General features: G+C 70.4%; 13 protein-coding genes. 7 read left to right on the top strand and 6 right to left on the bottom strand.

Going from position 1 to position 11,858, the window contains the following annotated elements:
- Position 1: 1 nt before the first annotated feature.
- Positions 2-1,093 (bottom strand): SIS domain-containing protein, encoded by a 1,092-nt coding sequence (locus M1L60_RS24740; protein WP_253239887.1) that lies wholly within the window; start codon positions 1,091-1,093, stop codon positions 2-4.
- A gap of 101 nt (positions 1,094-1,194) precedes the next feature.
- Between M1L60_RS24740 and M1L60_RS24735 the strand changes: the two genes are divergently transcribed.
- Entirely contained in the window at positions 1,195-1,944 is a 750-nt protein-coding gene (locus tag M1L60_RS24735) for a GntR family transcriptional regulator (protein WP_253239886.1), read from the top strand.
- A 205-nt stretch (positions 1,945-2,149) separates the two neighbouring features.
- Here the strand turns inward: M1L60_RS24735 and M1L60_RS24730 are convergent, their stop codons facing one another.
- Together M1L60_RS24730 and M1L60_RS24725 are read right to left on the bottom strand one after the other, a co-directional pair.
- Positions 2,150-2,881, bottom strand: coding sequence for an AfsR/SARP family transcriptional regulator (locus tag M1L60_RS24730; RefSeq protein ID WP_253239984.1), 732 nt, complete (start codon positions 2,879-2,881; stop codon positions 2,150-2,152).
- A gap of 166 nt (positions 2,882-3,047) precedes the next feature.
- Complete coding sequence (locus tag M1L60_RS24725) at positions 3,048-3,521, bottom strand: peptidoglycan-binding domain-containing protein (protein ID WP_253239885.1); 474 nt, start codon at positions 3,519-3,521, stop codon at positions 3,048-3,050.
- A 167-nt stretch (positions 3,522-3,688) separates the two neighbouring features.
- Between M1L60_RS24725 and M1L60_RS24720 the strand changes: the two genes are divergently transcribed.
- Positions 3,689-3,952 carry a hypothetical protein gene (locus M1L60_RS24720; RefSeq protein ID WP_253239884.1) on the top strand — a complete coding sequence of 88 codons (264 nt, stop codon included), beginning with the start codon at positions 3,689-3,691 and terminating at the stop codon, positions 3,950-3,952.
- A gap of 71 nt (positions 3,953-4,023) precedes the next feature.
- On the opposite strand, the gene M1L60_RS24715 is transcribed toward M1L60_RS24720, so the two are convergent.
- Together M1L60_RS24715 and M1L60_RS24710 are read right to left on the bottom strand one after the other, a co-directional pair.
- On the bottom strand, positions 4,024-4,506 hold the full coding sequence (locus M1L60_RS24715; RefSeq protein ID WP_253239883.1) for a hypothetical protein: 483 nt from the start codon (positions 4,504-4,506) through the stop codon (positions 4,024-4,026).
- Between the two features lie 106 nt (positions 4,507-4,612).
- Positions 4,613-5,872, bottom strand: a complete 1,260-nt coding sequence (locus M1L60_RS24710; RefSeq protein ID WP_253239882.1) for a Gfo/Idh/MocA family protein — start codon at positions 5,870-5,872, stop codon at positions 4,613-4,615.
- Between the two features lie 69 nt (positions 5,873-5,941).
- Between M1L60_RS24710 and M1L60_RS24705 the strand changes: the two genes are divergently transcribed.
- From M1L60_RS24705 to M1L60_RS24685, 5 genes are all read left to right on the top strand, one after another.
- A complete protein-coding gene (locus M1L60_RS24705) occupies positions 5,942-7,042 on the top strand; it encodes an ROK family transcriptional regulator (RefSeq protein ID WP_253239881.1) in 1,101 nt (366 codons plus the stop codon).
- A 99-nt stretch (positions 7,043-7,141) separates the two neighbouring features.
- Entirely contained in the window at positions 7,142-8,386 is a 1,245-nt protein-coding gene (locus M1L60_RS24700) for an ABC transporter substrate-binding protein (RefSeq protein ID WP_253239880.1), read from the top strand.
- Between the two features lie 4 nt (positions 8,387-8,390).
- Entirely contained in the window at positions 8,391-9,293 is a 903-nt protein-coding gene (locus M1L60_RS24695; RefSeq protein ID WP_253239879.1) for a carbohydrate ABC transporter permease, read from the top strand.
- 16 nt (positions 9,294-9,309) lie between these two features.
- Entirely contained in the window at positions 9,310-10,107 is a 798-nt protein-coding gene (locus M1L60_RS24690; RefSeq protein ID WP_253239878.1) for a carbohydrate ABC transporter permease, read from the top strand.
- A 4-nt stretch (positions 10,108-10,111) separates the two neighbouring features.
- Positions 10,112-11,434 (top strand): DUF4832 domain-containing protein, encoded by a 1,323-nt coding sequence (locus M1L60_RS24685; protein ID WP_253239877.1) that lies wholly within the window; start codon positions 10,112-10,114, stop codon positions 11,432-11,434.
- Here M1L60_RS24685 and M1L60_RS24680 read toward each other — a convergent pair.
- Complete coding sequence (locus M1L60_RS24680) at positions 11,421-11,846, bottom strand: FkbM family methyltransferase (protein WP_253239876.1); 426 nt, start codon at positions 11,844-11,846, stop codon at positions 11,421-11,423. The genes M1L60_RS24685 and M1L60_RS24680 overlap by 14 nt on opposite strands.
- Positions 11,847-11,858: the final 12 nt, after the last annotated feature.

Raw genomic sequence — 11,858 nt, 5'->3', positions numbered from 1 at the left:
GTCAGGACCGCCTTTCGCCGTACGGGTGGATGACGACGCCCTGCACGACCCGGTTGACCTCGCCGCCCGGGAACGGGTTGTCCGGGGTCAGCCCGGCCGTCAGCGAGCAGGTCAGGGCCGTGAGCTGGGCCGTGATGACCGCGGCCAGGGCCCACAACGCGTCCGGCAGGCCGGGTCCGCGCGGGACGGGCCAGGTGCCGTCCGCGTCGACCAGCACGACCCGCTCCGGACCGAGGTCGCCGGCCAGCTCACGGGCCAGGTCGAGGTCGTACGCCCGGCGGTAGTCGTCGCCCGAGACGAAGACGACGGCCAGCGTGTCCGGGGTGAGGGCGGCCTTGGGGCCGTGCCGGAAGCCCAGCGACGACTCGCCGAGCGCCACGGTCGTGCCCGCGGTCAGCTCGAGCGTCTTGAGCGCGGCCTCGCGAGCCAGGCCCTTGAGGCTGCCCGAGCCCAGATAGACGATGCGCCCCGGCCGCAGCGCGGTCACCTTCCGCTCGATCGCGGCGGCGTCGGCGAGCACGGCGGTGGCCGCCTCGGCCAGCGCGTCGACGTCGGCCTCGCCGGCCAGGCACAGGTAGGCGGCCAGCACCATCGACGTGAACGACGAGGTCATGGCGAACCCGCGGTCGTTGGTCGCGGCGGGCAGCGTCACCACGGCGGCATTACCGGCATCTTCGTACGCGCGGGCCAGGCGTCCGTCGCCGTCGCACGTGATCACGAGGTGGTGGGCGACCGGGGCCAGCTGGTCGATCAGCTCGGTCGCGGCCAGCGACTCCGGGCTGTTGCCGCTGCGGGCGAACGACACCAGCAGCACCGGGCGGTCACCGGCCGTCACCGCCTGCGGGTCGGTGACGATGTCGGTGGTGGCGATCGCCTCGACCGGCCGTTTCAGCACCCGGGCCAGTTCCGGTGCGAGCACCTCGCCGACGTAGGCCGAGGTGCCGGCGCCGGTCAGCACGATCCGGGTCCGCTCTTGAAACGCCGCGCCGAGCAGCCGGTCGACGTCGCCCCGGGCCGCGTCCACGATGCGCCGGGTCGCGCGCCAGACGTCCGGCTGCTGTTCGATCTCGGCCCGGGTATAGCTGCTACTCATCGTGCTCCCTGTTATTCACAACCTGGTCTGGTTCCGGAAAGCTACTGGTATGCAACTGGTATGTCAACGGTTTCGACTGGGCTGCTGGTACCGTCGTGGCGGTGCAGACCAGCCCCCTGATCGGCCCGGACGCCCTGCCGCTGTATCTGCGGCTCGCCGAGCGCATCCACGACGACCTGCGGGCCGCCGACGGCACCGACGGCGCCCGGCTGCCCTCCGAACGCCAGCTGGCCGAGCGCTACGCGGTCTCCCGGGTCACGATCCGGGCCGCCCTGGGCGAACTGCGCGAACGCGGGGTGCTCGTGTCACTGCCCGCGCGCGGCTGGGCCGTGGCCGCCGCCCCGGTGCAGCGCGGCGCGGGCACGGCGGGCCGGGTGATGGGGTTCGCCGACCTGGCCGCCCAGCGCGGCCTGGACAGCCGCAACGTGGTGCTGTCGAGCCGGGTGCGCCCGGCCACCGGCCGCGAGGCCGAGCTGTTGCGCACGGTGGCCGGGGCCGACCTGTTCGAGATGCGGCGGCTGCGCTACCTCAACGACCTGGTCATCGCCGTCGAGCACAACCGCCTGCCGCTGGTCGTCGCGCCCGAGCTGGCCACGACCGACTTCAGCCGGCGCTCGCTGTACGAGGTGCTGCGGGCGGCCGCCCCGCGCCAGCAGCCGCACTACGCGGACTACTCGGTCGAGGCCCGCAACGCCACCGACGACGAACGCGAGCAGCTCGAGATCACCGGCCCGGTCCCGATCCTGTCGGCCACCCAGCTCACCTTCAACCAGGAGGGCGTCCCGATCGAACTGACGGTCCAGGCCTACCGCGGCGACCGCTACACGTTCCGCGCGTCGATCACCGACTGACGGTTCGATCCGGCGGTCCGCCACCGGTTGCTCGCAGACGCGCGTGTGTGCGCCGGTGGACGCCCTCGCCGGGGCACCAGTCCGGGCACTCGCAGGCGCCCTGCCGCAAGAGACGGAGTCGCAGGCCGTCAGGCACGTTCGGATGATGAACAATGAGGCTGTGGTTCACCGGCTCGGTCGCCTTTACGTCGCCGCCCGGGCGTCGTCAGGCCAGCACGCTGCGGTAGGCGTCCTCCAGTTCGGGTCCGGGATCGAGGCCCAGCAGGTCGGACAGATGACGGCGGGCGCTCAGGTAGACGTCGACCGCGGCCGACCGGCAGCCGATCTGCCGGTACACGGCGATGAGCCGGGCCTGCGAGTCCTCGTCCAGCGGGCGCAGCGCCGCCTGCTCGCGGACCAGCCCGACGACCTCGTCGGCCCGGCCGGCGGCGATCCGCAGGTCGGCGTACCAGTCGACGAGTTTGGCCTGTTCGGCCTTGACCCCGAGCACCCGTGGCGAGCCGCTCAGCAGCGGCACGTCCAGCGCGACCGGCTCGTACGCGTGCTCGATCACGTCGGCCAGAGCGGTTTCGTACGCCGGGTCGCGCGCCGCGCGCAGGGCCGCCACATGCGCGAACCGGGCGCGGAAGCGGGAGACGTCCACCCGCTCGCGCGCGATCGTCAGCGCGTACGTGTCACCGCAGGTCCGCAGCACGTGTCCCCGCTGCCGGGGTGGGCACTCGGGCCCGATCGCGGCCCGCAGGCGTTGCACGTACTTCTGCACGGTGGCCCGCGCCGAACGCGGCGGATCGTCCGGCCATAGTGTCGCCACGATCGCCCCGTACGGCGCGGCGGCCGGGGCGTACAGGGCGAGCAGGCCGAACAACGCCCGCTGCGCGGGCGGGCCGAGATCCACGTCGCGGGCACGAACCTGCGCGGACACATGGCCGAACAACATCACGTCCACCAGAACCCCCGTTCACCGGTGTTGCGATCGGCCCAACGATATCCATCGATTCCGAATGGGGTGACCCATGGACCGGCGTTTACCGCTGTTCGGGGATTCTCCTGCGCGGGCGGAACAGGGCCGCCCCACCTGAGTGGGGCGGCCTCAGCGGGGTGAATCAGCTCAGCGGAACGGTGCGGCAGGCGAGCGTGTCGTTGTCCGGCCACTGCATCACGCTGCGCGTCTGCGGCCCCCAGCCGCCGTCGGCCGTGATGCCGTGCCACCTCTGCACCGCCTTGACCGCGGCCTCGGTCTTCGGGCCGAACGTGTCCGGGGAGGCGAGGCTGAGCGGGGCCATGTTCCCGAGCCGGCCCTTCTGGATGTAGCAGATGTTGATCGCGGCCTGCATGGTCCGCAGGCTGCTGGTGTCCGTCTTGCCGTCGCCCCGCTGCATGTAGCAGCGCTGCACGCTGTTGGCCGCGGGTACGGGGACAGGATGCCCGCCCGCGCCGGCCACCACGACGTTGTTGCAGATCGGGCTGGGCAGCGCCGCCAGCGGCGGCAGATCGGCCGCCTGGGCCGCGGCGGCCGGCGCCAGGGCCAGCGCCAGGCCGGCCCCCACGATCGTCAAGGACCCGAGGATCTTGCGCATCTCGCCTCCAGATTCGGACGGCCGACGGTCGGCCGCCACTACCTCCAGAGCGTCACGGATGCTTCCGTACGCGCCGTCCCAGCGCAGCGGGCCCCGGGCGGCCGCCGACCGGTACGCGACCGGTACGCCGGCCGTCAGAAATCCAGGTGCCGGAGCGCCTCCGTCGTATGCCGCGCATCAAGCGGCAATCGCGCGGATCACGGGGTCTGGTTGTCGGGGCGGAGGGTGTGGATCACTCGGGCGCCGTCGGGCCAAGGGCGGATCGGAGCTTCGTCGTCGGTCTTGCCCACGGCCGGCACCGTCGCGCGCCCGCACAGGACGAATCCGGCTTCCGGCTCGGTGGACAGCGTCAGGCTGAGGTATCGATGTTGATGTCGTTCCGGTACTTCGGCGAAAGCCAGGATGTCGTCTCGCACCGGACCGGCGGCTGATGTCAGAATCAGAGGCTGGTACGACGATCGAACTCATGGACCGATCACCCTTCTGGGCCACCGCGAACTCCTCAGGCCTGGTGCTCCGGTGGGAGCCAGTCCTCGGTGTGCCGGTGGCGGCCGAGGCGGAGGGCGTCGAACTCGTCGTCGTGATTCTGGCGTGATGCGCCCAGGTGGCGGAGGGCGTGCGAGATCGGGGACCAGCCTGGGGCCGGGCGGGGCTCGTTCGGCGTCAGGTGGAGCGGGCCCAGAGCGAGCGCTCCGTTCTGCCATACCGCTGCGAACTGGGAGCCGCTGCCGCCGAAGTATTCGGCCTCGACGTAGGCGACCGGGGCGGTGGCTGACCAGGCGGACAGCACGTCCTCGAAGCCGGGTGGGAAGAGGTGAGCCGGTGCGAAGCTGTGGTCGCCGCGGCTCACCTCGTCGTACAGGTCGGGGGTCATGGGCATCAGGCTGAGGCCCTGGTCGAGACCCACGACCACCGCGTTGGTGAACGGTGGCCGCGGGTCGAGAACCCGGGCCGGAGCGATGACGCACTGCAGCACGTAACCCACCCGGCCACCCTACGAGGGCTGTTCGGTCGGTGGGGTGTCAGCTCGGCGTGGCGGATCTGGAAGTCACCGCGGGTCTCGACGACCGGGCCACCCCGGCAGAGTTCTGTCAGCCTTTCCGGTCCATGCGGACGACCTGGTCGGTCAGGCGGGCCTGCTCGGCCGCCCACACCACGCGGTGGGTGGCCAGGCTCTCGACCGGGTCGGACAGCAGCGAGGAGCCCTCGCCGGTCGCGACCGCCTGCAGGAAGGCGTCGACCAGGGCCTCGTCGCCGCCGCCGTGGCCGTCGGCGGCTGATGGGCCGCCGGCTGCGGACGAGTCGAAAACTTCCTTCTGGCCCGTACGGAAGTCGAGGTAGCGCACCGTGCGGCCGTCCCCGTCGAGGTAGCCGTGGGTGCCCTGCAGGCGGGTGCGGCGATGTTCCATCGGGGTGAATGCGCTGACCGTGAACGAGCAGGTCGCCCCGTCCGGGAAGGCCAGGTTGACCACCTGGTGGTCGACCACGTCGTTGTCGCAGGCGTACACGCAGCGGCCGTACGGGCCGTCGCGCAGCGCCGCCGTCACCGACTCCTCGGTCGGGGTCGCGGTGACCGCGCCGAGCGGCCAGAAGTGCTCGTCGGGGTCGGCCAGCGCCTGGGCGTAGCGCCGTTTCGCGGAGTACGGGCAGGTGTTCTCGACCGGGCAGTCCAGGCAGCGGTCGGTGGCGCCGGCCGGGCGTTCGGAGGGCCGGAAGTGGGTCAGGCGGCCGAACGAGCTGACCCGGTCGGGCAGCTGCTCGAACAGGTACATCAGCCAGTCGATGTCGTGGCAGCACTTGGTCAGCAGCAGCGGCCCGGACTCCTCGGTGTTGCGCCAGTGCCCGCGCACGAACGAGTGCGCGAAGTGCCACCAGCCCACCGGCTCCAGGTGCTGCACGCTGACCAGACGCCCGATGCGGCCCTCGGCCAGCAGAGATTTCACCATTCTTGTGTACGCCGTGTAGCGCAGCACATGGCAGACGGCAGTGATCACGTTGTTGCGGCGGGCCGCCTCGACGATGGCGGTGGCGTCCTCGTCGGTCGGGGCCAGCGGTTTCTCGATCAGCAGGTGGTAGCCGAGATCGGCCAGCCGGACGGCCGGGTCGCGGTGCATCCGGTCCTGGGTCGCGACGATGGCCGCGTCGGCGGTGCGGGGCTGGGCGGCGAGGCCGGTCCAGGAGTCGAAAACCCGGTCGGGGGCGATCCCGAACTCGGTTGCGGCGGCGTCGCGCCGGGCCGGGTCCGGTTCGGCCACGGCCACCACCCGGGCTGTGCCGGTGCTGACCGCGTGCCGTGCGTACGCCTGCCCGCGCAGACCCGCTCCGACGAGAGCTAGAGTCACCTTCGACATGGTGTCCCTTCGGCGAGATATCAAGGACTCCATCTAAAGGCGTTCGGCGCCGAAGCTCAAGGGGGCGTGGTGACAGCACACGTGGCCGGCGGGGACCTGTCGCGGCTGCGGCAGCTGAACGCGGACGCGGTGGTCCGGGTGCTGCGCGACGAGGGGCCCCGGACGTTGACCGAGCTGGCCCGGCTGGTCGGGCTGTCCCGGGCCTCGACCGAGGACGTCGTGCAGGAGCTGCTCGAGGTGGGCTGGGTGGCCGAGGTCGGGCCGGCCGCCGGCGGGGTGGGCCGCCCGGCCCGGCGCTACCGGTTCCGGGCCGACGCCGGGCAGTTGCTGGGCGTCGACGTCGGCGGCCACAAGGTGCTGGCGGTCGTCACCGACCTGGACGGCACTGTGCTGCACAGCCGGCAGCTCCCGGTGACCCCGGAGCTGGGCCGCAGCGAACGGCTGGCCGCGGTCGACGCGGTCGTCGACCGGGTGCTGCGGGCGGCCGGGCTGACCGGCGACCGGCTCTGGGGCGCGGGCGTGGCCACCACCGGCCTGGTCGACGGCAGCGGCCGGGTCATGCTGTCCGAGGCGCTGGCCGAGTGGACCGGCGTCGACCTGGCCGGGCACCTGCGGGACCGGGTCGGCGGCCCGGTCCGGGTCGAGAACGACTGCAAGGTGGCCGCGCTGGCCGAGACCTGGCGCGGGGTGGCCCGGCACGCTTCCGACATGGTGTTCATCCTGGCCGGTTGGCGCACCGGGGCGGGCCTGATCGTCGGGGGGCGGTTGCACCGGGGCTTCGGCAACGCGGCCGGCGAGATCGGCGCCCTGCCCGCGGCGGGGTGGCAGCGCGCGCCCGGGCATCTGCGGCACGCCGGCGACGTCTTCGCCGCTGCCCGGACCGGTGACAAGGCCGCCCTGACGGCCGTGCGCCGCTACGTCAAAGACCTGGCCCAGGGCATTTCGGCCCTGGTGCTGACCCTCGACCCGGAACTGGTCGTGATCGGCGGCGGCTTCTCGCGCTCGGCCGACGTCTTCCTCGAGCCGCTGCGGGCCGAGCTCGACCGCTGGTGCCTGCGGACGCCGGAGATCCGCGTGTCGACGCTGGCCGACGAAGGGGTGGCGCTGGGCGCGGCCAAGCTCGCGCTCGACCTGAGCGCCGGGCGGAGCTACACGCGCAGTCGGAACTGACCGTTTGGGTCGGCGCTCTTGTGAGCCGCGGGCGGGCGTGCATTAATTTCCCTGCACCCCAGGATAATTCCCGGCATCGATCTGCAAGAGGACGATGAGATGCGCACCTTCATGCGAATAGGCACGGCCCTGCTGGCCGCCGGATTGACCCTGTCGGCCTGCTCCGGCGGCGACGACAGCGCCGGCGAGTCCGAGAACGTCACGCTCACGTACGCCGTCTGGGACCAGAACCAGAAGGCGGCCATGCAGGACCTGGCCGCCGACTTCACCCGTACCCACCCCGCCATCACGGTCGACGTCCAGCTCACCCCCTGGGAGGGCTACTGGACCAAACTCAAGGCCGCGGCCACCGGTGGCGCGGCCCCCGACGTGTTCTGGATGAACGGCCCCAACTTCCAGCTCTACGCGGCCAACGGTGTCATCGCGCCCAACGCCGAGCCGGTCGACATGTCGGTGTACCCGAAAGCTTTGGTCGACCTCTACACGTACGACGGAAAGAACTTCGGTCTTCCCAAGGACATGGACACCGTCGGCGTCTGGTACAACAAGAAGCTTTTCGACGCCAAGAAGGTGCCGTACCCGGAAGACGACTGGACCTGGGCCGATTTCCAGGACACGGCCGCCGAGCTGACCGATCCCAAGGCCGGCGTGTTCGGCACCGCGGCCTCGCTCAGCAGCTTTCAGGAATACCAGTACGACACCATCGCTCAGGCCGGCGGTTTCGTCATCTCGCCCGACGGCAAACGGTCCGGCTACGACGATCCCAAGACCGTCGCCGGCCTGAAGTTCTGGACCGACCTCATCGCGAACAAACACTCGCCCGACCTCAAGACCATGACCGATACCGTGCCGCTGCAACTGTTCGAGGCCGGCAAGATCGCGATGTACTGGGGCGGGTCGTGGAACGCGGCCGAATTCACCGGCAACGACTACACCAAGGGCAAGGTCGACGTCGCGCCGCTGCCCCGGGGCGAGAAACAGGCGACGGTCATTCACGGTGTGGCCAACGTCGTCGGCGCGAAATCCGAGCACCCGCAACAGGCCTGGGAGTTCGTGAAGTATCTCGGTTCGAAACCGGCCGCCGAGATTCTCGGCAAGAAGGGCCCGATTCCCGCGTACGCGGGCACACAGACCGACTGGGTCAAGGCGCACCCCGACCTGAAACTCCAGACCTTCCTGGACGCGGTCGACTATGCCGTGCCCTATCCCGTCTCGAAGAACACCGCGGCCTGGAACGAGGCCGAACTGGCCCATCTCAGCAAGGCGTGGAGCGGCGAGCAACCGGTCGACCAGGCCGCCACCGAACTCGCCGCGACGATGAACAACCTGCTCGCCAAGGAGTGACGCGGTGACACGGCGGCGGGACCGGATCACCGAGGCGTTGTGGGCGTACGCATTCCTCGCGCCCCTCGCCCTCGGGCTGGGTGTCTTCTATTTGTGGCCGGTGCTGCAGACGGCGTACTTCTCGTTCACCGAATGGGGCGCCTTCGGCGGCCACGAATGGTCGGGAACGGCCAATTACGTACGGCTGCTGCACGATCCCGAGGTCGGCCGGGCGCTGACCAACACGATCTCGTACACCGCGCTCGGCCTGGTCTCGATCCCGCTCGCCATCGTCTTCGCCGCGCTGCTCAACCGGAGGATGCGGGGCGTGGGCGTCTATCGCACCCTGTTCTTCCTGCCCGTGGTCACCATGCCGGTCGCCGTGGCGATGGTGTGGCGGTGGCTCTACAACGGCGACTACGGGCTCATCAACTACCTGTTGTCGCTGGTCGGGATCGGCGGCCCGAACTGGATCGCCGACCCCGGCACGGCCCTGTTCGCGCTCGTGGTCATCGGCGTCTGGAGCAGCCTCGGCTACAACCTGATCATCTTCCTGGCCGGCATGCAGGCCATCCCGGCCGACTACTACGAGGCCGCCGCCCTCGACGGCGCCGGCCCGGTGCGCCAGTTCGCGCGGATCACCCTGCCGCTGCTGTCGCCGACCGCGTTCTTCGTGTCGGTGATCTCGGTGATCGGTTCGCTGCAACTGTTCGACCTGGTCTTCGTGATCGCCGGGTCGGGGGCGTCGGCCCGGGCCAACCCGGCCTACCCGCGGCTGCAGACCGTGGTCGCGCTCTTCTACGACCGGGCCTTCGTGACCAACGAGCGCGGGTACGCGGCGGCCATCGTGATGGTGCTGCTGCTGATCATCGCGGCCCTGACCCTCGTGCAGTTCCGGCTTCAGCGGCGCTGGGTGCATTATGCGTAAGCCGTCGAGATCCCGCGTGCTGCTGCACACCGTGCTGATCGCCGCCTCGCTGGCCATGGTGGCGCCGTTCCTCTGGCAACTCGTCACCTCGCTGAAGACCCTGAGCGAGGCCACCGCCGTGCCGCCCACCCTGCTGCCCAGCGGGCGGTGGCAGAACTACGGCCGGGTCTTCGACCTGCTGCCGTTCGGCGCCCAGTTCGGCAACACCGTGATCGTGGCCCTGGCTCGTACGGCCGGACAGGTTCTGTTGTGCTCGATGGCCGCGTACGCGTTCGCCCGGCTGCGCTTCCCCGGCCGCAAGGTGCTGTTCGGCGTGCTGCTGTCGGTGCTCATGGTGCCGCCGCAGCTGTTCATCATTCCGCAGTACCAGATCATGTCCGCCCTGGGCTGGCTCAACACCCTGCAGGCGCTGATCGTGCCCGGCCTGTTCAGCGCGTTCGGCGTTTTCCTGCTGCGCCAGTTCTTCCTCGGGCTGCCCATGGAGCTCGAGGAGGCGGCCCGCCTCGACGGCGCGGGGCCGGTCCGCATCTACTGGTCGATCATGTTGCCCCTGGCCCGGCCGGGTCTGCTGGCTCTGGCCGTGCTGGTGCTGCTGTGGTCGTGGAACGACCTGTTCTGGCCGCTGGTGGTCAACAGCGACCCGGACACCATGCCGCTCTCGGCCGGGCTGGCCTCGCTGCAGGGCCAGTTCCAGACCGACTATCCCGTGCTCATGGCCGGCTCGCTGCTCGCATCGCTGCCGGTCATCGCCGTCTTCATCGTGTTGCAACGGCAGTTCATCCAAGGCATCGCACAGACCGGAATAAAGGGGTGAGGCAATGTCCGTACGACAGCTCCGCCGATGGTTCTCCGGGATCGCGGCGGTTGTTCTGAGCGCTTCCCTGCTGGCCGCGGCGTCCCCGGGCCGGGTGACCTATCCGGCCAGTTCGGCCGACTTCGCCAACCCGGAGCGCGGCCTGTATCACCACACCAGCAGTTGCGACGCCGGCAGTTTCGACGAGAACGTGCTGCGGGGCTATCGCACGACCGAGAACATCTCGCTGGTCATGTGCATCTTCTATCTGCGCGACTACCGCACCGGGCCGATCAGCGCCACCGCGCTGACCCAACTGCAGAACCAACTCGACACCGTACAGCGGGCCGGGCTGAAAGTGGTGCTGCGGTTCGCCTACACCGACACCGATGACGCGGACGCCGCCCCGGCTCAGGTCGTCGCGCACCTCGATCAGCTCGCGCCGTATCTGCGCCGCAACGCCGATGTCATTTCCGTGGCGCAGGCCGGTCTCATCGGCACGTGGGGCGAATGGTGGGACACCCGCAACTTCGGCGACGAAGGGGTGATCAGCGCGCAGAACTGGGCCGACCGTAAGCGGGTCACCGACAAGCTGCTCAGCGTCCTGCCCACCTCGCGGGCGGTTCAGCTGCGTACGCCGAAATTCAAGCGCACCATGTACGGAACCGGGGCGGTGCCGCGGATCGGGCACCACAACGACTGCTTCCTGGCCAGCCCCGACGATTTCGGCACCTACGAGAACCCGGCCGTCGAATATCCGTATCTGCGACAGGACACCCGCACCAACCCGATGGGCGGCGAGACCTGCGTGGTGAATCCGCCGCGCTCGCAATGCCCGACCGCCGTCGCCGAGCTGTCCGGCTTTCACTGGTCGTACCTGAACGTGAACTACAACCCGGACGTCATCGCCGGCTTCGCCGCGGGCGGCTGCCTGCCCGACATCAAGCGCAAACTCGGCTACCGCCTGGCCTTGACCAATGGCACTTTCCCGGCCACAGCGAATCGGGGCGGCCCGCTGGCGGTCAGTGTCGGACTGCGCAACGATGGCTGGGCCGCGCCCTACAACCCGCGCCACGTCCGGCTCGTGCTGCGCTCGGTCGCCACCGGGGCGGTCACCCGGATCCCGCTCGGCGCCGACCCACGCACCTGGCAGCCCGGCCCGGCCACGCTGGCGCAGACGGTCACCGTGCCCTCGTCGCTGCCGACCGGCTCGTACCGGCTGCTGCTGGAACTGCCCGACCCGCTGCTGCCGGACCGGGCCGAGTACTCGATCCGGCTGGCCAACGAGAACACCTGGGAGCCCGCCACCGGCTTCAACAACCTCAACGCCACGGTCACCGTTCGATAGCTCGGAACAGGTAGTTGTTGGCGTGGGTGCACACCCGCTCGACCGGCTGCCATCCGCGCTGCCAGGCCAGCATGGCGTAGCCGCGGGTGGCCAGCCAGTCGACGACGCCGGCGGGGGAGTAGTCGTAGCGGGCGGTGTGCCGCGCCTCGATCTCGATGAACAGTGTGGGCCGGAAGCGGTCGATCGTGTCGGCCGCGCCGTGCAGCACGTGCAGTTCGGCGCCCTCGACGTCGATCTTGACGAAGTCGAGGCGGGTCAGGCCGGCCGCGCGGACCAGCCGGTCGACGGTGGTGACGTCGACCGGCACATCCGTGTGGTGCGGGTATTCCGCGTTCGAGCCGACGCCGTGGCTCTTCCAGTCGAGAAAGGACCGGCTGGTGGCGAGGCCCTCGGGGCCGGCCGGCACCCGCATCGCGGCCCGGCC

It is taken from the genome of Paractinoplanes aksuensis (assembly GCF_024137025.1).
Classification (GTDB): domain Bacteria; phylum Actinomycetota; class Actinomycetes; order Mycobacteriales; family Micromonosporaceae; genus Actinoplanes; species Actinoplanes aksuensis.
The sequence above is the reverse complement of the archived record's forward strand: the minus strand, read 5'-3'. Positions and strand labels throughout refer to the sequence as shown.

What these genes read in the sequence shown, in the direction of transcription:
- M1L60_RS24680 (WP_253239876.1), bottom strand. Translation starts at nt 11,846, where the DNA reads ATGCGGGTGCCGGCCGGCCCCGAGGGCCTCGCCACCAGCCGGTCCTTT.
- M1L60_RS24685 (WP_253239877.1), top strand. Translation starts at nt 10,112, where the DNA reads ATGTCCGTACGACAGCTCCGCCGATGGTTCTCCGGGATCGCGGCGGTT.
- M1L60_RS24700 (WP_253239880.1), top strand. Translation starts at nt 7,142, where the DNA reads ATGCGCACCTTCATGCGAATAGGCACGGCCCTGCTGGCCGCCGGATTG.
- M1L60_RS24740 (WP_253239887.1), bottom strand. Translation starts at nt 1,093, where the DNA reads ATGAGTAGCAGCTATACCCGGGCCGAGATCGAACAGCAGCCGGACGTC.
- M1L60_RS24725 (WP_253239885.1), bottom strand. Translation starts at nt 3,521, where the DNA reads ATGCGCAAGATCCTCGGGTCCTTGACGATCGTGGGGGCCGGCCTGGCG.
- M1L60_RS24730 (WP_253239984.1), bottom strand. Translation starts at nt 2,881, where the DNA reads ATGTTGTTCGGCCATGTGTCCGCGCAGGTTCGTGCCCGCGACGTGGAT.
- M1L60_RS24710 (WP_253239882.1), bottom strand. Translation starts at nt 5,872, where the DNA reads ATGTCGAAGGTGACTCTAGCTCTCGTCGGAGCGGGTCTGCGCGGGCAG.
- M1L60_RS24720 (WP_253239884.1), top strand. Translation starts at nt 3,689, where the DNA reads ATGCCGCGCATCAAGCGGCAATCGCGCGGATCACGGGGTCTGGTTGTC.